Annotated in this window: 17 protein-coding genes; 3 read left to right on the top strand and 14 right to left on the bottom strand. The window is 42.8% G+C overall.

Going from position 1 to position 24,108, the window contains the following annotated elements:
* Nucleotides 1-43 precede the first annotated feature (43 nt).
* Together ptsP and rppH are read right to left on the bottom strand one after the other, a co-directional pair.
* Nucleotides 44-2,332, bottom strand: coding sequence for a phosphoenolpyruvate--protein phosphotransferase (ptsP, locus tag HUZ36_RS02505; RefSeq protein ID WP_176031907.1), 2,289 nt, complete (start codon nt 2,330-2,332; stop codon nt 44-46).
* A 16-nt stretch (nt 2,333-2,348) separates the two neighbouring features.
* Nucleotides 2,349-2,873 carry an RNA pyrophosphohydrolase gene (gene rppH, locus HUZ36_RS02510; RefSeq protein ID WP_125254277.1) on the bottom strand — a complete coding sequence of 175 codons (525 nt, stop codon included), beginning with the start codon at nt 2,871-2,873 and terminating at the stop codon, nt 2,349-2,351.
* A gap of 435 nt (nt 2,874-3,308) precedes the next feature.
* Between rppH and mutH the strand changes: the two genes are divergently transcribed.
* Nucleotides 3,309-3,983 (top strand): DNA mismatch repair endonuclease MutH, encoded by a 675-nt coding sequence (gene mutH, locus HUZ36_RS02515; RefSeq protein WP_128732352.1) that lies wholly within the window; start codon nt 3,309-3,311, stop codon nt 3,981-3,983.
* A gap of 376 nt (nt 3,984-4,359) precedes the next feature.
* Nucleotides 4,360-4,551, top strand: a complete 192-nt coding sequence (locus tag HUZ36_RS02520; RefSeq protein WP_128732353.1) for a hypothetical protein — start codon at nt 4,360-4,362, stop codon at nt 4,549-4,551.
* A 57-nt stretch (nt 4,552-4,608) separates the two neighbouring features.
* Here the strand turns inward: HUZ36_RS02520 and eno are convergent, their stop codons facing one another.
* The 5 genes from eno to rlmD all read right to left on the bottom strand — a co-directional run bounded on the left by eno (nt 4,609) and on the right by rlmD (nt 12,411).
* Nucleotides 4,609-5,901, bottom strand: a complete 1,293-nt coding sequence (gene eno / locus HUZ36_RS02525; RefSeq protein ID WP_125254274.1) for a phosphopyruvate hydratase — start codon at nt 5,899-5,901, stop codon at nt 4,609-4,611.
* A gap of 242 nt (nt 5,902-6,143) precedes the next feature.
* The gene (locus HUZ36_RS02530) at nt 6,144-7,778 is read right to left on the bottom strand and encodes a CTP synthase (protein ID WP_147390695.1); all 1,635 of its coding nucleotides are present in this window, start codon (nt 7,776-7,778) and stop codon (nt 6,144-6,146) included.
* Between the two features lie 151 nt (nt 7,779-7,929).
* A complete protein-coding gene (gene mazG / locus HUZ36_RS02535) occupies nt 7,930-8,748 on the bottom strand; it encodes a nucleoside triphosphate pyrophosphohydrolase (RefSeq protein WP_128732355.1) in 819 nt (272 codons plus the stop codon).
* On the bottom strand, nt 8,732-10,885 hold the full coding sequence (gene relA, locus HUZ36_RS02540; RefSeq protein ID WP_125254271.1) for a GTP diphosphokinase: 2,154 nt from the start codon (nt 10,883-10,885) through the stop codon (nt 8,732-8,734). Before relA ends, mazG begins: the two co-directional genes overlap by 17 nt.
* Before the next feature lie 206 nt (nt 10,886-11,091).
* A complete protein-coding gene (gene rlmD / locus HUZ36_RS02545; RefSeq protein ID WP_147390697.1) occupies nt 11,092-12,411 on the bottom strand; it encodes a 23S rRNA (uracil(1939)-C(5))-methyltransferase RlmD in 1,320 nt (439 codons plus the stop codon).
* Between the two features lie 78 nt (nt 12,412-12,489).
* Here rlmD and barA point away from each other — a divergent pair, with 78 nt between their 5' ends.
* A complete protein-coding gene (gene barA, locus HUZ36_RS02550; protein ID WP_128730349.1) occupies nt 12,490-15,258 on the top strand; it encodes a two-component sensor histidine kinase BarA in 2,769 nt (922 codons plus the stop codon).
* A 297-nt stretch (nt 15,259-15,555) separates the two neighbouring features.
* Here barA and purF read toward each other — a convergent pair whose 3' ends face one another.
* The 7 genes from purF to HUZ36_RS02585 form a co-directional block, all read right to left on the bottom strand.
* The gene (gene purF, locus HUZ36_RS02555; protein ID WP_128730347.1) at nt 15,556-17,088 is read right to left on the bottom strand and encodes an amidophosphoribosyltransferase; all 1,533 of its coding nucleotides are present in this window, start codon (nt 17,086-17,088) and stop codon (nt 15,556-15,558) included.
* A gap of 18 nt (nt 17,089-17,106) precedes the next feature.
* The gene (locus HUZ36_RS02560; protein ID WP_125254267.1) at nt 17,107-17,601 is read right to left on the bottom strand and encodes a CvpA family protein; all 495 of its coding nucleotides are present in this window, start codon (nt 17,599-17,601) and stop codon (nt 17,107-17,109) included.
* Between the two features lie 61 nt (nt 17,602-17,662).
* Nucleotides 17,663-18,289, bottom strand: coding sequence for an SPOR domain-containing protein (locus tag HUZ36_RS02565; RefSeq protein ID WP_176031908.1), 627 nt, complete (start codon nt 18,287-18,289; stop codon nt 17,663-17,665).
* Nucleotides 18,290-18,324: 35 nt separating this feature from the next.
* A complete protein-coding gene (gene folC / locus HUZ36_RS02570) occupies nt 18,325-19,590 on the bottom strand; it encodes a bifunctional tetrahydrofolate synthase/dihydrofolate synthase (RefSeq protein WP_128730343.1) in 1,266 nt (421 codons plus the stop codon).
* 26 nt (nt 19,591-19,616) lie between these two features.
* A complete protein-coding gene (gene accD, locus HUZ36_RS02575) occupies nt 19,617-20,492 on the bottom strand; it encodes an acetyl-CoA carboxylase, carboxyltransferase subunit beta (protein ID WP_125254460.1) in 876 nt (291 codons plus the stop codon).
* 134 nt (nt 20,493-20,626) lie between these two features.
* A complete protein-coding gene (gene truA / locus HUZ36_RS02580) occupies nt 20,627-21,421 on the bottom strand; it encodes a tRNA pseudouridine(38-40) synthase TruA (RefSeq protein WP_125254459.1) in 795 nt (264 codons plus the stop codon).
* Between the two features lie 146 nt (nt 21,422-21,567).
* A partial coding sequence (locus HUZ36_RS02585; protein WP_303246154.1) for a FimV/HubP family polar landmark protein occupies nt 21,568-24,108 on the bottom strand: 2,541 nt, incomplete at its 5' end.

Consider the following 24,108-nt stretch of genomic DNA (forward strand, 5'->3'; position numbering starts at 1 on the left):
AAGCTCTTCTTCTTATTGCGCGCTAATGGTAGCGTAAATAGCGTTAAGAAGCACCCTTTGCTTGATGACTGGTGTAGAGTAATTCTGCAAAGCTATGTTCAATCATAAACTCCTTTATCACTCGACGAACTTGCTTTGAAGAAGACTGTGTCAAACAGGTCTGCAACAGCGTTTCCATATCTGTTACATTGAGCCGGCGAAGTACCCACTTCACTTTGTTCAAAGATGAAATATTCATACTTAAACGGCGATATCCCATCGCTACCAGTAATATCGCACCTTCAGGCTCACCGCCGAGTTCGCCACATAAACTAAACGGCAGCTCGTGCGCTTCACATTCCTGAGCAATATGATTCAGCACTCTAAGTACGCTAGGGTGATATGGGTCAAAAAGATCTGCCACTTGAGCATTTGTCCTATCGACGGCTAGCAGGTATTGAGTTAGGTCATTACTACCAACAGAACAGAAGTCAATTTTTGTTGCCCAGTCAGGTAATAAGTATATACTTGAGGGCACTTCGAGCATTACACCAACTTCTGGTCTATCGATTGTGTAAAATGGATCTGCCCATTCATCTTGTAGCTCAAAGCAGGCTTGGTCAATTAATGCTATCGCTTCATCAATTTCTTCACTGTGGCCCACCATAGGCAGCATAATTTGCAAATTCCCAAGACCGGCATTGGCTTTTATCATGGCTTTGATTTGGTCTAAAAATAATTCGGGATGATCGAGGGATACGCGAATACCTCGCCAACCCAGAAATGGGTTATCTTCACGTATATCGAAATAATCTAAAACTTTATCACCACCAATATCCAGCGTTCTCATCACGACAGGCTCAGGATGGTAACGCGTTAGTACCTCACGATACCAAACTTCTTGTTCTGCTTGAGTAGGAAACTGCCCTTTTTGCATAAACCACGACTCGGTTCGATATAACCCTACTCCATCACAATAGCTTGCGCTCATGGTTTCTGTAGAGAGATCAAGGCCCGCGTTTAAGAGCAGGTTAATACGCTCTCCGTCAAGTGTAATTGGCGGTAAATCATGCTCCGCTTCAAACTTATCATGGAGCATATTGTCTTTACGCTTTATTTCCACATATTCATTAACAAGTATTTGAGAAGGTGAGATATAAAGACGGCCGGAGTACGCATCCATAATCATGGACTTACCATCAAACTGTAGTAAGGGAATGTCTTCGATCCCCCAAATAGCAGGCACTCCCATGGCACGAGTTAAAATAGACGCATGTGAATTGACTGAACCGTGAACACTCACCACGCCTTTTAGTTTTTCTTTTGGTACTTGGGCCAGCATTGTTGGTGTTAAAGTGTGTGCAATTATAATCGTATTGTCTGGATACTGCTTGATGACTTGTTCTGTTGACACCAAATGTTGAAGTACCCGTAAACCAATATCTTTTACATCTATCGCGCGCTCTTTGATATAAGGGTCGCTCATCCTATCAAACTGTGCTACCAGTTTTTCAATCACTATTTTTAGCGCTGTTTTGGCATTCCAACCTCGCTCAATCTCGGACTCAACCTGTGTCCCTAAACTTCTCGCGTCTAACAGTTGTTGGTACACTTCAAAGACAGCGACAGCTTCTTTGGGGATATCGTCGCTCAGTGTTTTCGCTAAAATATGAAATTCTTGACGAGTAGCCGCTACAGCTTGATGAAATAACTGAATTTGCTGTTGGCTATTATCACAATGCTGCGCTTCGATACTTTTGAAGTCTATGTGAGGCAACACAACATAACCTGACCCCAGAGCAATGCCCGGGGCACTAGAAACCCCTTTCAAGACAGATGTTCGATGACTACTTGCATCTTGCTGTAATAACGTCTGAATTTCTGCGTTTGCGAGCACAGAGGCCAATTGTGCTGAGAGCGTGATCAAAAAAGACTCTTCGTCGTGGCTAAATACGCGAGCGATTTTCTGCTGCACCACAATGACTCCAAGCACTTTACGTTGATGAACCACAGGAACAGACAAAAAAGCGTTGTAGCCTTCTTCATTTACTTCGGGGGAGAGTTTAAATCTCGGGTGAGATTGAGCATGCGCAACATTGATAGGTTCTTCACGCTGAGCAACAAGGCCAACCAGGCCCTCTGTAAATCCCATTCGGAATTGCCCGATTGCTTCAGGGTTTAACCCATCTGTAGCCATCAAGATAAAATTGTCTTGACTATAATCTGCAAAATAAACTGAGCAGCACTCAGTGTGCATAGCCTCTTTAACCATAGTAACAAAGCAATTTAACGCGCTTTGTAGGTCACTTTGCTGTGCCACTGATTCAGCAATCGATCTCAACGTTGCTAACACTTGCTGCTCCTTAAGTTTACCGCTTATTGCGCCAGAACTCTTTTTGCCCATGTGATTCACGCTTGCCAAATGGCATTGCGAATGGAGCAAACTCTTTCATAACACGTCGATAAACATCACGTTTAAACGATACTACTTGGCGGACTGGATACCAATAACTCACCCAGCGCCAGTCATCGAACTCAGGATGATGGGTTCGTAATAAATCTACATCCTCATCCTTGCACCTCAGCTTCAACAAAAACCACTTTTGCTTTTGCCCAATGCAGACCGGACTTGAATCTCTTCTAATTAACCTTTTCGGTAGTTTGTAACGTAACCAATGTTTAGAACTTGCTACAATTTCAACATCTTCTGGCCTAAGCCCAACTTCTTCATGAAGTTCACGATACATCGTTTGCTCAGGCGTTTCCCCTTGATCTATTCCACCTTGAGGAAATTGCCAAGAGTGTTGTCCGTAACGACGGGCCCAAAATACCTGCCCCTGATTATTACAAATCACTATTCCGACATTGGCACGAAACCCTTCGGCATCAATCACCTTAGTGCCTCATTTATAAGTCGATTTCTAATGATTGTTCCACAACTCCTGCGTCACGGCAAATTTAATTCCTTACTATACCTAAATTATCTCAGCATATTCTCAACTTACCCACAACTTGTGCATAACCCGATCAATTATCGTTTAAATTACCAACAAATACATAGTTACACACTTTAAATCTTATGTTTTCCACATATTCTGTGGATAATTATGTTTATAGCCCTGTATTTATCCAAAGAACTGACAATTCTACTAAGTTGACAACCTACAACTTTAAAAATAATCCTATATTTATCATGGTGATAGCTATTATACACACAGAAGTTCATGCGACTATTTAAATCCACAATCAAATTGAGTGTAAATTAACCAACTTACTTCGTCTTATGATTTCATTTATAATGATGCTTTCACCACATATTGGAGAATCACTTGTCATTCGTTACGCCACCGCACTCTGTAGGGGAGCTTATGCAGCGTGTTGATAACATCGCTGGCTTAACATTAGGTGAGCTTGCTGAGCAATTATCCTTTAAAACACCTCAAGACTTACTTAGAGAAAAAGGATGGGTTGGGCAACTGGTTGAAGCCGCCTTGGGTGCCAGCGCCGGCTCCAAACCTATTCCCGATTTTGAATATATTGGTGTCGAGCTGAAGACATTACCAATTAGTTATCACGGTAAACCTCTAGAGACAACCTACGTCTCCGTTGTACCACTCACTCAGTTAACCGGGCTAACATGGTACAACTCAACAGTAAAAAAGAAGCTTTCTCACGTCCTTTGGTTACCTATATTAGCTGAGAGAGATATTCCTGTGGTGGAACGAGTTATCGGGCAAGGTTTTTTGTGGCAACCAAGTCCAGTTCAAGAACAGCAGATTCGTAGAGACTGGGAAGAGCAAATTGAATTAATCGCAACGGGCAACGTAGATCAAATATCTGGACACCTGGGCGAAGTCATGCAAATAAGGCCAAAGGCAGCGAACGCAAAAGCACTTACAGATGCTATTGGTCCGAATGGAAAGTGCATCCAAACACTCCCTAGAGGATTTTACTTAAAAACTAATTTTACCCAATCAATACTCGCTCAAGAGTTTAGTGCTTAAGCAGCTGCATTTGCTGACCGTTCAGATTATACCAATTTTCTTACTTAAGTAGTCTATTTTGAGGCGAGAAAGTCTTGTCGATAACCAGACAAAAATTTTGCTATTTAGTTGTTCTAAATAAGAGATTTTAACGCGGTTAGCGTCAGATTTACTCCTTCAAATTGAACAAGTACTAAGTCAAATTAGTATTATGCTCGAGCGCCTCAAGTCAAAATAGTAATAGACTACCTGAAACTCATATCGAGCATACGACTGTTGACTTTTCGAACAAAAAATGAAAGTGTAAAAATTAATCGAGCCTTGATCGCTAACCTGTAAATTAAAATAGCATTACAGCCTCGATTGACGCTTATATTTTTATTGAAGGAAAACGATAATGAAATTAAAGTTCAACAAGAAATCAATTAAAGAACTCAGTGTAACTGGCACAATGTCAAAAAAAATGACACCTATGGTCGCAGGAGGTAATGATCTCGGGATGACAGATGGCGCCTGCAACTCAGACCAAATATGTTGGACGTTTAGAAACGGTCAAGCAAATTGTCAAATTTGGAATGACGAGCGTTAGAAATAAAAACGCCAGTCCTGTGACTGGCGTTTTTAAAATTAACAGAGCAGTTGCTACTTACTGCCCTTTGATTTCACTACGACCTTTATAAATGGCTTTTTCACCTAGTGCTTCTTCAATACGTAGTAACTGGTTGTATTTCGCTACGCGATCTGAACGACAAAGTGAACCCGTCTTGATTTGACCAGCCGCTGTAGCTACCGCTAAATCTGCAATCGTCGCATCCTCTGTCTCACCAGAGCGGTGTGAAATGACAGCAGTAAAGCCTGCATCTTGTGCCATTTTGATAGCATCAAGCGTTTCAGACAGCGAACCGATCTGGTTAAATTTGATCAAGATTGAGTTACCAATACTTTCTTCAATACCACGCTTTAGGATCTTAGTGTTAGTAACAAAGAGGTCATCACCTACTAGCTGGACTTTATCACCAATTTTATCCGTGAGAATTTTCCAACCAGCCCAATCGCTTTCATCGAGGCCATCTTCGATTGATACAATTGGGTAGCGTGCAGCAAGATCAGCCAAGAAGCCAGCAAAACCTTCTGAGTCGAATGTTTTACCTTCGCCTTTTAAGTCATACTTGCCATCTACATAAAACTCAGATGCAGCACAGTCAAGTGCTAGCGTGACGTCTTTGTTCATTTCATAGCCAGCCGCAGCAACCGCTTCAACAATCACTTCCAGCGCTTCTTCGTTTGATTTAAGATCTGGTGCAAAACCACCTTCATCACCAACCGCTGTGTTTAGACCACGAGACTTAAGTACTTTTTTCAGGCTGTGGAAAATTTCGGCGCCCATGCGTAACGCTTCACGAAAGCTTTTTGCACCGACAGGTTGAACCATAAACTCTTGAATATCAACGTTGTTATCCGCATGCTCACCACCATTGATGATATTCATCATAGGAACTGGCATTGAGTATTGGCCTGCTGTACCGTTAATGTCTGCAATATGCTCGTATAGTGCAACACCTTTATCTTGTGCTGCAGCTTTTGCTGTTGCTAGAGATACTGCAAGAATGGCGTTAGCACCTAGTTTTTCTTTGTTTTCAGTGCCATCTAAATCTAACATAATTTGGTCGATTGCACGTTGCTCAAGCGCATTTTGACCTTCAAGTGCTGCCGCGATTTCGTTATTTACGTAGTTTACCGCAGTTAAGACACCTTTACCTAAGTAACGAGTTTTATCTCCGTCACGTAGCTCTAGTGCTTCACGGGTACCCGTAGATGCACCTGATGGCGCACATGCACGACCCCATGCACCTGATTCTAGGTGTACGTCCGCTTCTACTGTTGGGTTACCGCGTGAGTCCATAACTTCACGGCCAATCACTCTAACGATTTTTGACATCTTGATTCCTCTTATTCCCAAAGTGGTGTGTGTTGCACTGCTTTGTTGCAGGCGAATATTAGGGTCAATAAACCCACTTTACAGTTTGCCCTATCTCTGCTGCGTCGCAAAGTGAAGAATTTACACGTATCACATTGAGGCGCGGGCAGATAAGAAAAGGCTTGGCGACAAACACTTAATTAGTGCCTGTGGCAAAACCTTCTGCTACAAAAAAGCCGTGCAAGAGCACGGCTTTTTCTTAGTTATGAAGACGCCTTTTGGTGGCTGTGTGCCGCCGCAACAAAGCCTTCAAATAATGGGTGACCATCTCGAGGCGTTGATGTGAACTCAGGGTGGAACTGAGCTGCAATAAACCAAGGGTGATCTTTATTTTCGATAATTTCAACTAGCTTTTTGTCTTCTGAAAGACCGGTGAATTGCAAACCTGCTTTTTCAAGTTCGCTAACATAGTTGTTGTTCACTTCATAGCGGTGACGGTGACGTTCAACGATTTCGGCATTACCGTAAACTTCGCGCACTTTAGAGCCTTCTTTCAAGTGACAAAGTTGTGCACCAAGACGCATTGTACCGCCCAAGTCAGAGTTTTCGGTACGCACTTCAATCTTACCATCAGCATCTAACCACTCAGTAATAAGGCCAACAACTGGGTGCGGACTTTCCAGATCAAACTCTGTCGAGTTAGCACCGGTAAGACCCGCAACGTTGCGCGCATATTCAATCAGCGCAACCTGCATACCTAAACAAATACCTAAATATGGTACGCTGTTCTCACGGGCATATTTAGCAGCTAAAATCTTACCTTCTACACCACGGTTGCCAAACCCACCAGGGACTAAAATGGCATCAAGGTGTTCAAGTAATTCAGTACCTTTGCTTTCGATATCCTGTGAATCAACATATTCAATGTTAACCGTTAAACGGTTTTTCAAACCCGCATGCTTTAATGCTTCGTTTACAGATTTATAAGCATCTGGCAATTCGATGTATTTTCCTACCATTCCGATAGTCACTTCACCGGTTGGGTTAGACTCTTGATATAATACTTGTTCCCACTCAGATAAATCCGCCTCTGGACACTCAAGATAGAAACGACGGCAGATAATATCATCTAGCTCTTGCGACTTTAAAAGCGCTGGGATCTTATAGATACTGTCAACGTCTTGCAGAGAAATAACTGCCTTTTCTTCAACGTTCGTGAACAGTGCAATCTTCGCACGCTCATTCGCAGGTAATTTACGGTCTGAACGACAGATCAAAATATCAGGTTGAATACCAATTGAGCGAAGCTCTTTTACAGAATGCTGTGTAGGCTTAGTTTTTACTTCGCCCGCAGGGCCTAAGAAAGGCACTAACGTTAAGTGCATAAACAAAGCACTTTCACGACCAAGCTCAGTCCCTAATTGGCGAATTGCTTCTAGGAAAGGTTGTGATTCAATATCACCAACTGTGCCACCGATCTCAACAATAGCAACATCATGGCCTTCTGCACCTTCAAGTACACGGCGCTTAATGTCGTTTGTGATGTGAGGAATAACCTGAATAGTAGCACCTAAGTACTCACCTCTGCGCTCTTTACGTAACACATCTTCAAATACACGGCCTTGTGTAAAGTTGTTACGCTTGGTCATTTTGGTACGAATAAAACGCTCATAGTGGCCAAGGTCAAGGTCTGTTTCCGCGCCGTCCTCGGTTACGAATACTTCACCGTGCTGGATAGGGCTCATTGTCCCAGGGTCAACATTGATGTAAGGATCTAACTTTAAAATCGTTACTTTTAAGCCACGTGCTTCTAAAATAGCGGCCAAAGAAGCAGCTGCAATACCTTTACCCAAGGAGGATACTACTCCGCCCGTTACGAAGATAAATTTTGTACTCATGCGAACCCTAGAAATTTCAGGAAAATTGGAATTTAAATAAGAATCAAGACGGGGCGATAGTATAGCAAAAGGCCCCAAGTCATTCCAGCTAAAAATGACTCAGGTCTACAATATATTTAGCCAAAGGTACTACGACTCTGCGATCGACATCCTATTTACAACCGCGTTGACGGCGCTTCACCGTTTCCCATGCAGCATCCATTTGTGCTAAATTCGCTTCTTCTAGTGTAAGTGATGACTCATTAAGCACCGATTCTATTTGCACAAAACGGTGTTTAAATTTTTCATTTGCTTGGCGCAGTAATTGTTCAGGGTCTCTCTTAATGTGGCGGCTTACGTTTACGGTAGCAAACAGCAAATCCCCTATTTCTTCAGCCGTATGTTCAGACAATGGGTCAACCTGCAGAGCTTCATTTACTTCAGCAATTTCTTCTTGCACTTTGTCCCACGCACCGTGATAACTCGGCCAATCAAATCCAAGCTTAGCAGCTCGTTTTTGGGTTTTATAAGCTTTGGTTAATGCCGGCAGGCTACTTGGAATATCAGCCGCAAATTCATCAGTTGGTCGCCTTGATTTCTCTTGCTGCTTTATTTTGTGCCATTGCTCCTCAAGTTCCGCATCTGTGAGCTTTTCTTTTTTTGCAAACACGTGAGGATGACGTCTGACTAACTTTTCATTCAGCGTCTGCACTATATCTGCAAAATCAAATAGCCCCTGTTCTTTACCCAACTGCGCATAGAATATGACTTGAAATAGTAAATCACCCAGCTCTTCTTTTAGGTGAACAAAATCATCACGCTCAATAGCATCAGCAACCTCATGTGCTTCTTCTAATGTATGAGGCACAATAGAGTTAAACGTTTGCTGTTTATCCCAGTCACAACCTGTGTCAGAGTCGCGCAGCTGCGTCATAATCTGCAACAGTTTCTCAATATCAGGGACAACATTGGATTTAGAGTCGCTTGGCATCGAATACCCCTTCAATCTGCATCAACTTGGTCAGCAACCGGTGCATCGCGGACAAATCATCTACTTCAACTTTCATCATAAACACAGCAACATTCTTATCATCTTGTGTTTGTACATTCATGTTAAGTACGTTAACTTTTTCATTTGCAAGCACTGAGCTGATATCTCTGATCAATCCTTGGCGATCATGTGCTTCTATCTTCAAAGTAATAGAATAAGCGGCTTTAACATTATCAGACCAACTTACTGCGATCTCTCGCTCAGGATGCTTATCACTAATATGCGCGAATGACTCACAATCTGAACGATGTACCGCGATGCCGCGACCTTGAGTAATGTACCCAACAATGTCATCTCCTGGAACCGGCTCACAACACTTAGCCATATGACTCATCAAACTTCCCACACCATCAACTACGACCGCATTTTTGTCACCTTTGCTTTGCTTTGGTGAGGAAATTTTTAATTTAGGAGTATCTTCAGGTTTGTCCTGTACATAATTAAGAAATTGATTGATCCGAACGTCACCTGCACCAATCGCTACCATCAAGTCATCTAATTCTTTAAAATTAAAACGTGCAATAGCAGGTTCTAAGTCTTTATAAGTAATATCTAACTTTTGTAGGTGACTATCTAAAAGCTCTTTGCCCGCTTGAAGGTTTTTATCTCGATCTTGCTGTTTAAACCAATGATGAATTTTACTGCGTGCTCTTGAAGAATGAATATAGCCTAGCGATGGGTTTAACCAATCTCGACTTGGTGACGCATTCTTTTGAGTGAGGATCTCGACTTGATCGCCAGTACGTAGGGTGTAAGTGAAAGGTACGATTTTGCCAAATACTTTTGCTCCAATACAGCGGTGCCCCACATTTGAGTGAATATAATACGCAAAATCAAGAGGCGTCGCCCCCAGTGGTAAATCAAAGATATCACCTTTTGGCGTAAAGACATAAACACGGTCTTCAACAACCTGGTTTTTCAATTCATCCGCAATTTCACTGCCATCAACCACCTCTTCTTGCCACTGCAACAATTTGCGTAGCCAGCTGATCTTCTGCTCATATCCTGAATTTCGACCTGGCAACGCGCCTTCTTTATACATCCAGTGCGCTGCAACCCCTAGCTCAGCATCTCGATGCATGGCTTCAGTTCTAATTTGAATTTCTACAGTTTTGCCTTCTGGCCCAAACACGACGGTATGGATTGATTGATAACCATTTTGCTTTGGTGTCGCAATATAATCATCAAACTCTTTGTTTAAATGCCGCCAACTGGTATGAACAATGCCCAGTGCTGCATAACAGTCTTGGATCTCATCAACCACGACACGCATTGCTCTGATGTCAAACAGCTGCTCAAATTCGTAGCTCTTTTGTACCATTTTTTTATAGATACTATAAATATGCTTCGGACGACCATACACCTGCGCTTTAACACCGGCATCCGCAAGCTTTTGCGCCACCGAGCTGACCATATTTTCCATATAGGCTTCACGGTCTAAGCGCTTGTCCGAGAGCTTTTTGGCGATCGATTTATAAGTATCAGGGTGCAGGTATCTGAAAGATAAGTCTTCGAGTTCCCACTTCAGCTGTCCAATCCCTAACCGGTTAGCGAGAGGCGCAAAAATATTAGCAGCTGCTTTGGCTGCAACCACTCGCTCTTCTTCAGATGCTTTTTTTACCGCACGTAAATGACAGATTTGCTCCGCGAGCTTGATGACCACCGCTCTGACATCTTCAACCATAGAAAGTAACATACGACGAATGTTATCTACTTGCACTTTCCCTGAGCTTTGATGCGCAAGCGTACTAATGGTTTCCATATTTTCGACTCCCTTTAACAGGAGGGAAATATTATTTCCTAATTCTTCTTCAACCTGCTCAACAGAGAGCGTACCTGCAACAAAATAGGGAGTTAAAAACGCAGTTGCTAAAGATTCACTATCAAAGTTTAAATCAGCGAGGATCTCAACCATTTCAATGGCATTATTGAGATCCTCATTAGATTCATCAGTGGGGCATAGCTCATAAGCTCTTTGTAACCATGCTCGTTGATCCGATGATAAATTTAAGATAGTGAGTCGTGCATCAAACTCCAGTGGTAGCGTGGTTTGATGCGACTGCCGAGTAGCAACCATGTTTTGATACCTCCTTAAAATTTCTTACCCATGTGATAAAACCATCACTGAGGGTATCGCCGTACCCATTTCATTTTTAGGTACTCATGTCATTGCGATTACATTCTCTTTTTCGACCATACGCTTATTTGCGAGCGAATAAAAACGTTTACTAAGAGCCTAAACCCAATTGCCATCATTTAATCTATGTACCATGATGATTCAAGCTATTTTTGCTGTTTTACAAACAGTGCCATGGTTTCAATATGTCCTGTGTGGACAAACATATTCATTAAGCCCAGCTTTTCTAGCGTAAACCCAGCACGATGGATCACTTGCGCGTCACGAGCTAAGGTAACCGGATCGCATGAGACATATAAGATCCGTGAAAACTGTCCTAACGGTAACTGCTCTAACACTTCAAGTGCCCCAGTCCTGGAAGGGTCAAGTAGTAATACGTCTACACTTGGATCAAACCAAGTGGCTTCACTGATAGCGCGAGTTAAGTCAAAACAATGAAACTGAACATTATGGATTTGGTTAGTTTGCGCATTTTGTCTTGCCATTGCAACTGATTGCGCTTCGCCTTCAACACCAATCACTGCATTTGCATATTTTGCGAGCACTAAGGAAAAATTTCCCACGCCACAGAAAAGGTCAAGTACCTTCTCATCAGCACGTGGTTTTAACCAAGTAACTGCTTGGTGCAACATAGCATCATTGACGGCTTGATTAACTTGAATAAAGTTATTTAGCTGAAATTCTAATACGAGGCCAAATTCAGGGAGTCGATAATTTGGTAGCTGCTGATATTCAACCGCATTTTCCCCATCGTCAAACACCACTTGATAATTCTCAAGACCAGCTCTAATTGCTTGATAAGTCGTTTGCGAAAGCGCCTTGGTGTGTCGAAATAGCACATAGTTATGATTGTCCGCTTGGCATAACTGAACGTGGCTGATGAACTTAAATTCATTGAGCGCTTGAGACAGCGCATTTAACGTGATGAAAATATCAGCAAAAGGAGCAGCCAACACATTACACTGTTCAATATCCACTATCTGTTTTGACTGACTGGCTCTAAAGCCCAGTTTTACCGTGTTACGCTTCTTATCATAAATACTGGCTATGCGAGCGGCACGACGATAATGAAGTGGTGCAGAGGTAATAGCAGCTTGCCATGGTAACTGTGTTATTTTAGCAAAGCGCGCAAACAGTTTTTCTACGGCTTGTTGCTTTTCGATGAGCTGATTGTCGACGCTTTGATGTTGCAAATTACAACCACCACACTGTTCATAATGCTCGCAAAACGGCTGAGTGCGATACTCAGAGGCAGTCATTACTTTGATAAGTTTTGCCTCAAGTAATTTAGACTTTGCTTGAGTTACTTGCGCAGTAACATGTTCATTGGTCAATGCACCAGCTACAAAACATACTTTACCATCGTGACGCGCAACTCCCCTGCCTTGGTGATCCATAGATTCTATTTGAAGGGCAAGGTGTTTTGACGGTTTGGTTGCTTTTTTAGCACGAAAAATCTGTGCCATTGGGTTCCTCATTTGTTTGCTTATCACGTCGGTAAAAGATAATCTTAGTTACAGATTTCTCTGCACTTTTTTGACCCTATGACAAAATTAAACCTGCGTGACAGTATTTTACTACTCACTCTTTTGCCAACCCTACTCGTTGGCTTGCTACTCGGTGGCTATTTTACTATAAATCGCTACGTAGAGCTTGAGGAAATTCTGATTAGTCAGGGGAATCGTATTTCAGAATCACTAGCCATGTCGGTAGAGTACCCGATAAAAAAACAGGATAAGTCCCATCTGCACAGGATCTTAAGCCAAGCTCACAATAAGCATGCACCTTTGGTAAAAAGTATTGCTCTATTTGACGAGCAAAACCAGCTTATCCTAACCAGCAATTACCATAGTGAATTTGACAAGCTGCACTATTTTGGCGAAGTGCAAGCATTGCAAACGACGGTTGTGACGACTCTTAAAAATACATTTGTCTTTTACTCACCAGTAAAAAATCACCTAGCTAAAAAAACAGACTGGCATAGTGCCGAACCTGCAACGCTAGCAATCTTGGTCGTCGAGATCAGTAAAGACCAAGCACTCATTTCTCAGCAGCGGGCATTAATTTTAAGTGCAATTGTTATTATTTTCTCTTTTTTACTCAGTATCATGTTAGCTATGCGTTTATCTCGTATGCTTACCAAGCCCATTGCCAGCTTAATATTAGCCACTGATAAACTCAATGAGGGTAAGCAAGACATCGCTATTAACGAGCCAATGCGAGGTGAGTTTGAGCTACTACGCCAGGGGCTAATTGTCATTGGTAAAAAAATGGCGAATCAAAAAGACGAAATGCAAAAGCACATTGACCAAGCAACCAGTGACTACCGAGAAACATTAGAGCAATACGAAACACAAAATATTCAGCTCAACATTGCTAAGAAAGAAGCGCAAGATGCCAACCGTGTAAAATCTGACTTTTTAGCGAAGATGAGTCATGAACTTAGAACGCCACTTAATGGCGTCATCGGCTTTACTCGTCAGCTCTATAAAACACCTTTAAATAAACACCAAAAAGATTATTTAGATACCATAGAATTGTCGGCAAACAGTCTGCTTACAATCATCAGCGATATTCTCGACTTCTCAAAGTTAGAAGCCGGAGCAATGGAGCTTGAAAATATTCAGTTTGAGCTGCGTGATGCCGTCAATGAAGTAATGACATTATTGGCTCCAAGTGCCCATGACAAGCACTTAGAGTTTTCTATTTCGGTGAACAGACAAGTACCAGATAATTTGATTGGCGATCCAACACGATTTAAGCAAGTACTTACCAACCTAATCAGCAATGCCATAAAATTCACTGAAAAAGGGGCAATTAAAGTTGATATTAATCATCGATTAATAGATGAATCTCAATCTTCATTACTGGTGTCAGTCAGCGATACCGGCGTGGGTATCGCACAGGATAAGCAAGACGCCTTATTTACCCCATTTGCTCAAGCGGATACCAGTATTACAAGAAAATTTGGAGGCACGGGACTGGGTTTAATCATTACCAAACACATAGTCGAGGCAATGAATGGCCGTATTACGCTCAACTCAGCACCAGGTCATGGTACATGCTTCTCCTTTAATGCCGTATTTGCATTACCTAATCGGCTTTATAACGATGACTTACCAAGTAAACCTCTTGAGAATAAGCGAGTACTGTATTTTGAACCACAAGAACATACTCACTATGCGGTTGTTTCGCAGTTACAGGCTTGGGATATGCAGGTGACACGCTGTCTCAGTGAAGAGGACTTTGATGACGCACTAGCAAAAGATTTTAATTATGATATTTGTTTAATCGGCTCAATGGCCAGCGTTGATCAAATGCAAACTGTAAAAAGCTACATCAAACAAGCAAGGCAGTCAGCTGATTATTTATACCTGATGGTGAACACGATTTCTCACAACATGCGTGAAGCACTCATTGGTAGCGGTGCCGACGCTTGCCTAAGTAAACCATTAAACCACAGAAAATTGTGCGAAATGTTAGCTGCTCCTTATCGACTAGACCATCCCGATATGAGCGCCAACGAAATTGAAACTACCAACCTACCATTGAAAGTGCTAGTGGCAGATGACAATGACGCAAACTTAAAGCTGATATGTACGCTCTTAGACGAGCAAGTAGAAGCTATAGACACTGCCCACAATGGTGCTCAAGCCGTGAGTCTATGTAAATCAAGAAAATATGATCTGATATTTATGGATATTCAGATGCCGATTATGGATGGGATCAGTGCTTGCAAAAGTATTCGTGAATCATCTCTTAATGAAGATACACCCATTATTGCAGTCACGGCTCATGCCTTAGCAGGTGAAAAAGAAGAGTTACTAAAAAATGGTTTTAGTAACTACATGACCAAGCCAATTGATGAAGATATGTTAAAGCAGATCATCTGCGACCATAGCACCTCATCTCCCATTGCAAGGCAAAAAAATAATGAACATGAACGGCACAGCGTCCCTCCTTTTGAAAGCCAAGTACTAGACTGGGGGTTAGCATTACAACGCGCTGGCAACAAACCAGATCTGGCGCTTGAGATGTTGAATATGCTGCTCTCTAGTGTTCCCGAGACACTTCAACAACTAGAATCTGCGCAACAGGCTGAAGATGGTGCGACACTACTCAAGGTCATACATAAGTTTCATGGTGCATGCTGTTATACCGGTGTGCCAGCGCTTAAAAAGTTAGCTGAAACCATAGAAACAAGTTTAAAACAGGCTAAACCTCTCAATGATATTGAGCCTGAGCTATATGAATTAGTAGACAGTTTAACAATGCTATTAAACGATGCTAAGCCTAATCAAGTACTATCTTAATGAGGCTGAAGTGAGTGGCATTTGCACCAACCAGCTAGCTAAGTACTTAATTTTTTTAAGAGAAGACCATGACGATAACACCACCTACTCTGCTATCGTCATGGTATGTACATGCAAACTTTGCTATCGAGTCGTTATAGATAAGAAATTTTTAACGCAGTTAGCGTCAAGTTTACTCCTCTAAATTGATCAAGTATTAAGGCTAATTGGTAAAACACGAAAAAGCCCAAGTATCACTTGGGCTTTTTTACGTTAACGCTGATGGCTGAACATCCAGCGCATTTGGGAGTAAGTTTACTACTCGCCTTCTGTACTTTCAGTTTCTTGATTATGTAACTCAAGACTTGCGGACATAGCTGCTTCACGCGTTGACTTGGCAGAATCATTACGAAGCTCATCGATATGATTCAAATAGTTTTGATCAACATCTCCGGTGATATATTGGCCATCGAATACTGACGTCTCAAACCTTGATACTTCTGGGTTTTCTTGGCGAACCGCCGCAATCAAATCACTCAATGATTGATAAATAAGACCATCAGAGCCGATGCTTGCATTAATATCTTCCACTTCTCGACCATGTGCAATTAACTCAGAAGCCGATGGCATGTCGATACCATACACATTTGGAAATCTCACTTCAGGTGCCGCTGAGGCGAAGTAGACGTTTTTAGCGCCAGCTTCACGCGCCATTTCAACGATTTGTGCTGAAGTTGTACCGCGTACGATAGAGTCATCTACCAACAGCACATTTTTACCAACGAATTCGCGGTCTATTGCGTTCAGTTTACGACGCACTGACTTTTTACGCATTTCTTGACCAGGCATGATGAATGTCCGACCAATATAACGGTTTTTTACAAAACCTTGGCGATATGGCAAACCTAAAACAGAAGCAATTTCTAGGGCAATGTCACACGAAGTTTCTGGGATAGGGATAACCACATCAATGTCTTTATCGCCCCATTCACTGGCAATTTTCTCTCCAAGCTTAGTGCCCATGTTAACGCGCGTTGCATAAACTGACATCTTATCGATATTCGAATCTGGACGAGCAAAGTATACAAACTCAAAAATACACGGTGCTAGAGTCGTTTTCGCAGCGCAGATCTGTGAGAAGAATTCGCCGTTTTCAGTGACATAAATTGCTTCGCCAGGAGCAACGTCGCGGACAAACTCAAATCCGTCAATCGACAATGCCACACTCTCAGAGGCAAACATATACTCTGTGCCACGCTCGGTTTCCTTCTTACCAAACACCAGCGGTCGAATACCATGAGGGTCTCTGAATGCCAAAATACCGTGTCCAATAATCATCGCGATACTTGCGTAACCACCAGATACAACAGACACCACCTCTGTTACCGCGGTAAACATATCTTCCGCATCTAGCTTCATCTTGTCTGTTTTACCGAGCTCATGGGCTAGGATATTCAGCAAAATCTCTGAATCAGAAGTCGTGTTGACGTGACGGCGAGCTTGAGTAAACAAACGCTCTTTTAGCTTTTCAGCATTGGTTAAGTTGCCGTTATGAGCAAGCGCAATACCAAATGGAGAGTTGACGTAAAAAGGTTGTGCCTCTGCTGAGCTTGAAGAACCCGCTGTAGGATAACGTACATGACCAAGGCCGATGTTGCCTTGAAGTCGTTTCATGTGTCTAGTATGAAATACGTCCTTCACTAGACCGTTTGCTTTTCTCAAGCTAAACGTATTGTTGTCAATGGTAATAATGCCAGCCGCATCTTGGCCACGGTGTTGCAAAACAGTTAAGCCATCATAAATCGCCTGATTAACAGGTGATGTTCCGACTATCCCAACGATACCACACATTAAAAATTTCCTCGCCGATTAACGGTTTACCGAATTTAAAAAACTGGAACTATGCTCAAGGTAGGAAAAAAACCACTCGATCACAAAACCAAATTCAGGAATTAAGTTTGATGATTTCCACCATTGCGTACTTGGCGCGTTGGTAAAAGCATCAAGGAAGAAGAGTAAGGCGCTAACGACTAACACGCCTCGAAGTGCACCGAATACGATCCCGATGATCCTATCGGTACCCGAGAGACCAGTTCTTTGAACCAGTTCACTCAAGACATAGTTAACAAGCCCACCTAGCATCAAGGTCGCAATAAAAAGTATGGCAATTGCGGCTGCATTTCTTAAAAGGGGTTCTGAAATGAATGTTAGGAAGGTTGAGAGATATTGATAGAACATGCTGGAGATGAAAAATGCGCCGATCCAAACAACAAGTGACATCGCTTCTTTGACGAAGCCTCGAAGCAAGCCAAAAAGTGTCGATAAACCAACAATGCCTGCAATGGCGTAATCAACCCAGATCATAGTAACCAATAAGTCGTTAATGTGGGGCGCATTCTAAAAGGTTTGGCAGCTAAATACCAGATCATTTTGTTACTTCAAATTGCGTTAAGCGGCCATTTAATTTAGTTAATTTCTTTAGTTCTGGTAACTTAGCTTCAAGTTCTGCTTTATTTAAAGAAGGGCCTACAAACACTTTTGTTAGTGTTCCATTTGGTGTTTTGACTGGTTTTGTAAACGCTTTAAAACCATTTCCGCGTAATTTGTTAGTTAACGCATCTACATTCGATTTGTGAGAAAAGCTGCCTAACTGAATTACGTACGCCATCTTTGAAAAGTTCGATGTCTCTGGTCGGGTAAGTTTAGCCACTTCTATTTTATCATTGCTAAGCACTCGTTGTGGCTCACTTTGCTTGAGAGTGTTATCCGCTTGCAGTTCTTCTGTGCGCTCTTTCGCGCCACTACTCTCAAACTTTTCATCGTCTGCAGGAACATTCTCAATATGCTCCTCAGTTAGCTCAGGTGCTAGTGCGGCTTGCATATCGAGCTTTTCTTGTAAATCTATGGTTTTGAACTCAGGCCTGTCAGGGATCGCTTGAAAGCCCTCTTTATAATGGACTTTTTCGCCGTCTAGAATATTTGGAATAAATATTATCGCCGCAACCACAACAATACTCGTCCCTACCAAGCGATTTATAAATACTGAGTTCACTACTATACTCTCTACTAAGTGTTAATTCTCGAATGTTATTTCAAGTTGTTTTGCCAATATGTCATTGCCTGAGCAACGGTCAAGAAGGAACCAAATATGACTAAAGCTTGATCCTGTTTTAGGCCGTGAATTTGCGCGTTCAATGCACCTTCCACATCATCATATATTGTAATTTGCTTATCCGTATCAAGTAATGGCTTAAGGTTTTCTGCGCGCTCCCCTCTGGGACCGTGCAACGACGCTAGACTCCATCTGTCGACATAGGGGGTTAGCGTTTTTAATACACTGGCTTTATCTTTATCCGCAAGCATAGCCGCTAAGGCATGAATTTTAAACCCTTTTTGCCGAAGATGTTGTAACTTAGTCGCTAAATACCTAGCTGACTCGGGGTTATGTGCGACATCAACATACACTAAAGGAAAAATACTAAGCTGTTGAAAGCGTCCTTCAACCTGAATTTCACTAAGACAACATTGCACAGATTCAAAGCTGGGTAGTAAATCAAGTGTCGCTAAGACAGTGAGCGCAGTTGCCACATTCTGGGCGGGAATATTGGGGTTATCAAAGTACCAATCATTGTCAAAATATTGCCACCTAAATTGCGACTCTAGCTGCGTAAAGTGAAAGTCTTTGTTCGCAAGTACCATTTTGGCTGCTATTTCTGTTCCGTAGTCAGTAACCGAATCAGGTATATTAAAATCACCAACGATAGCTGGCGTATTGGCACGAAAGATACCTGCTTTATGGTAACCAACAGACTCTCGGGTGTCCCCTAAAAATGCTTTATGGTCTAAGTCAATGGTGGTAATGACCGATGCAACAGGCATCACGATATTTGTAGCATCATTGCGCCCACCTAACCCCACCTCTAACAGTATATAATCAACATTACAACGCTTAAAAATGCTTAACGCACCTAAGGTGCCAAACTCAAACTGAGTGAGCAAAGTATCGCCACGCGTATCGTCAATTTGCTTAAAGGCATCGATATGATATTGCTCGTCGAGCTCGACACCATTAACTCTGACACATTCTGTATATCGAATTAAATGAGGAGAAGAGTAAGTTCCAACAGAAAAGCCTTGATTAAGCAACAAAGCTTCCAAACAACGCGCTGTGGTACCTTTACCGTTTGTACCACCAATCAAAATGATTTTACTGAATGATTCAAGCAGACCGACTTGCTCAGCAACTTGAGTAATTCGCTCAAGTCCCATGTCAATCGTGGCGGGGTGAATAGCTTCTAAATAACAAAGCCAATCATCAAGGCATGATGATTGGCTAGGCTGTTTAACTGTCATGGTTTGAATAGCTCAATCTGAAAAATTTACGCTACTCTATGCTCTTGTTCAGTAGAAGGCAAGTCCATAAACTTAGCTAAGATACGCGCTAACGTATCACGCATTTCACGACGGTCAACAATCATGTCGATGGCACCGTGCTCAAGTAAAAACTCACTACGTTGGAAACCTTCTGGTAGCGTTTCTCGAACCGTTTGCTCAATAACGCGAGGGCCTGCAAATCCTATCAATGCCTTAGGCTCAGCAACGTTAATATCCCCAAGCATAGCAAGTGATGCAGAGACTCCACCCATTGTAGGGTCTGTCAATACAGATATGAATGGCAACCCACGTTCACTCATCTTAGCCAATGCAGCACTCGTTTTAGCCATTTGCATAAGCGACATCAACGCCTCTTGCATTCGAGCACCACCTGAGGCTGAAAAGCAAATTAACGGCATATTGTGTTCAAGACAAACGTTAACTGCGTCAACGAATCGAGCACCTACCACCGATGCCATAGAGCCACCCATAAATGAGAACTCAAAAGCAACCGCTGCTACAGGAATACCTTTAACTCGACCTTTCATCGCTACAAGTGCATCTTTTTCGCCACTGGCTTTTTGCGCTTGAACAATTCGATCTGAATACTTTTTGGAATCTTTAAACTTGAGCACATCTTTTGGTTCATGCTCTATTCCCAACTCTTGACGATCTGCATCATCTAAAAAGCTTTCAAGGCGCTTACGTGCTGTGATACGCATATGATGATCACACTTAGGACACACACTTAACGACTTTTCTAATTCTGCTTTGTATAGGATTGAATCACAATCTGTACACTTCGCCCAAACCCCTTCTGGGATCTCTTTTTTACCAGAAGATTTCGTGGTTTTAGGTAAGATCTTTTCTAACCAACTCATTTGCAACTCTCTATCGTGCTTTATTCTGTTCCGTCAGCAAAGACAGACATCTTTTCCCAATTAAATCATGATTTAGCTATAGGTGATATAAAAAACTGGTCTTAAGAGTATAAGGTAGTACCTAAATATGACCGTTATACCAGCGCTTCCGGCAAAAATAGAGGCCCTAAAGGCATTTTTTCTATCTGCCACTGCTCAGGATAATCTACGTCAACCAAATAAAGACCATTGGGTTTTGCCGTCGCACTTGCTAGCGTACGATCTTTTGCAGCCAATAATTCAGCCATCCAACCTGGCTCTTGCTTGCCAACACCAATATCCAGCAAACACCCTGTTATATTACGCACCATATGGTGTAAAAACGCATTGGCTTTAATGTCAATGACGATATATTTACCTACGCGTTCCACTTCTAAGTGATGGATATTACGAAATGGCGTATTAGATTGGCAATGCACTGCCCTGAAGGATGTGAAGTCTTGCTCTCCAATCATGGCAGGACATGCCGCTTTCATTCTTTCTACATCAAGTTCATGATGGAAGTGCGTTACACCGCTGCGTAAAATACCTGGTCGATATGTATGATTATAAATGACATAACGATAACGACGAGCAGTTGCAGAAAAGCGTGCATGGAACTCTGGGTGTACCTCTTTAGCAAACCGAACGGCAATATCATCAGGGAGCTGTGAGTTCATACCCAATGTGAATGCACTCATGTCTCGAGCCGACTCAGTATCGAAATGAATGATCTGCCCAGTAGCATGAACACCAGCATCTGTGCGCCCTGCGCAAGTGATCTCAACCGGATGATTACAAATATTCGAGAGCGCTTTTTCTATTTCTTCTTGGACACTGCTAACGTGGCTTTGTCGTTGCCACCCACTGTAATTTGCCCCATTGTACTCAATGCCTAACGCTACTCGCATACTATTTCTATCGCAACCTATAACAAAAACACCATTTTATGCGATTGCTGGCTTTAATTAAAGCGCTGAAGTGAAAACCAGTACCTGCCAAAAACACATCTTGTTATTTGGCAGGCCTTAAGGTGGCAGCCTAATCACCGTTTCCGCTAACTAGTAAGGCTAGATTTAAGCGCTTTAGCTTCTGCTTGAACAGAGTCAGGACCATTGTCTATCACGTCGTCCAGCGTAGAGATTGCAGAATCATAATCTTGGATCTCAATATATGCTTTGGCTAAGTCCAGTTTGGCAGAAAAGCCCTCGTCTTCTAAATCAACATCAGTGGTGTTTTCACCCGCCAGTAACTCATCAAAGTCACCTAGCCCAACATCCATATTCGCACCAACATAAGGCTCTTCATCTGAGACTAAATCATCGCTTTGCTCCAGCAACTCCTCTATTTCCAAGTAGTCACCCTCACCAATCTCTTCCATAGGAGCGTCTTGAGGGTCATGGGCTTCGAGTTCATCTTGCAATAAGCTATCAAAATCAACTTCAAAATCTTCACTATCATTGGTGTCGAAGGTAGCTGGTTCATCAAGTTCACTCAATAGTGCATCAAAGTCCTGTTGAGTAAAATCGGCCATAAATTCTTTTTCAATTTCGGCTTCATCAACCTGCGGCACTTCAACTTCCGAGTCAGACTCACTTAGCAATGTATCAAGTTCGTCCCCATCAGCCAGTTCAGTGATCACCTCTTCAAACGGAGCAGTTTCGTCATTTATGAGGTCTTCTTCGTCAAGCGTGTCTGACGCTAACTCAACTTCGTCTTCAAGTAACGTGTCTTCATCAAAGTCAGCTTCTAGCTCTGGGAGTATCTCCGCGTCATCTTGCGCTGCGTCTTCGTCAAGCGCAGTTGGCACGTCAGGTGCTGGTGCTTCTTCGGCTTCGTCCTCAAGCAACGCCTCGTCTTCAAGTAACGTGTCTTCATCAAAGTCAGCTTCTAACTCTGGGAGTAGCTCAGCCTCATCTTGCGCTGCGTCTTCGTCAAGTGCAGTTGGCACGTCAGATGCTGGTGCTTCTTCGGCTTCGTCCTCAAGTAACGCCTCGTCTTCAAGTAAAGTATCTTCATCAAAGTCAACTTCTAACTCTGGGAGTAGCTCCGCGTCATCTTGCGCTGCGTCTTCGTCAAGTGCATCAGGTGCTGGTGCTTCTTCGGCTTCGTCCTCAAGTAACGTTTCGTCTTCAAGTAAAGTATCTTCATCAAAGTCAGCTTCTAGCTCTGGGAGTAGCTCAGCCTCATCTTGCGCTGCGTTTTCTTCAAGTGCAGTAGATACATCAGGTGCTGGTGTTTCTTCGGCTTCGGCCTCAAGTAACGCCTCGTCTTCAAGTAAAGTATCTTCATCAAAGTCAGCTTCTAACTCTGAGAGTAGCTCCGCGTCATCGTGCGCTGCGTCTTCGTCAAGTGCAGTTGGCACATCAGGTGCTGGTGCTTCTTCGGCTTCGTCCTCAAGTAACGTTTCGTCTTCAAGTAACGTGTCTTCATCAAAGTCAGCTTCTAACTCTGGGAGTAGCTCCGCGTCATCTTGCACTGCGTCTTCGTCAAGTACAATTGGCACGTCAGGTACTGGTGCTTCTTCGGCTTCATCTTCAAGTAACGCCTCGTCTTCAAGTAACGTGTCTTCATCAAAGTCAGCTTCTAACTCTGAGAGTAGCTCCGCGTCATCTTGCGCTGCGTCTTCGTCAAGTGCAGTTGGCACGTCAGGTGCTGGTGCTTCTTCGGCTTCGTCCTCAAGCAACGCCTCGTCTTCAAGTAAAGTATCTTCGTCGAAGTCAGCTTCTAACTCCGAGAGTGGCTCAGCCTCATCTTGCGCTGCGTCTTCGTCAAGTACAGTTGGCACGTCAGGTGCTGGTGCTTCTTCGGCTTCATCTTCAAGTAACGCCTCGTCTTCAAGTAACGTGTCTTTGTCGAAGTCAGCTTCCTGATCTGATAATGGTTCAGCTTCACCCGGTGAGGTCACTTCTTCAAGCTCTGGAAGTGCGTCTTCGATTTCAAGATCTGCATCACTCGTTAGCTCATCATCAAGGTTTCCCTCAATATCAAAGTTTGAATCGCGTTGCAGCGCTTCAGAGAGCGCTCTTTCAGTCTCTGTTTCAATATCTGTTGTAGCATCTTCCCCAAGCTCTAACTCAGGATAGCTATCTAACTCAACGCTTGCTTCGAATTCCTCTTCTGAGAGATCTTCATCTTCATTCAAATCAACTTCATCAGAAAGCGGATCATCACCAAGTTCGATTTCTACTTCATTATCAACAAGTTCATCATCAGCGCTTGGATCTAGATCTAATTGTTCCTCGGCTTGAAGCTCTTGAAGTAATTCGTCAACGCTCTTTAGCTCTGGATCTTCAAATTCACTGTTGTCATCAGCTTCAGCGTTTTCTTCATTAAACGCCTCTTCGTTAGCCAAATCAGATAGCAAATTATCTTCGCTTTCTTCAGGAGACTCGGGAATTACTTCTTCATCATCAAGTATACCACTTAAGTGACCTTCCTCTGTCCTGTCAACAGGCTCATCTAGTAAGTCGTCGATGTCATCGTTTGCATCAACCTCTGATTCATCTTCAAGCTCAGGTTGAGGCTCTGCTAATGGTTCATCCAACAAGTGGTCGATGTCATCGTTTGTATCAACCTCAAGGTCGTCTTCAAGCTC

The sequence above is a fragment of the Pseudoalteromonas sp. McH1-7 genome (assembly GCF_013366255.1).
Lineage (GTDB): Bacteria > Pseudomonadota > Gammaproteobacteria > Enterobacterales > Alteromonadaceae > Pseudoalteromonas > Pseudoalteromonas peptidolytica.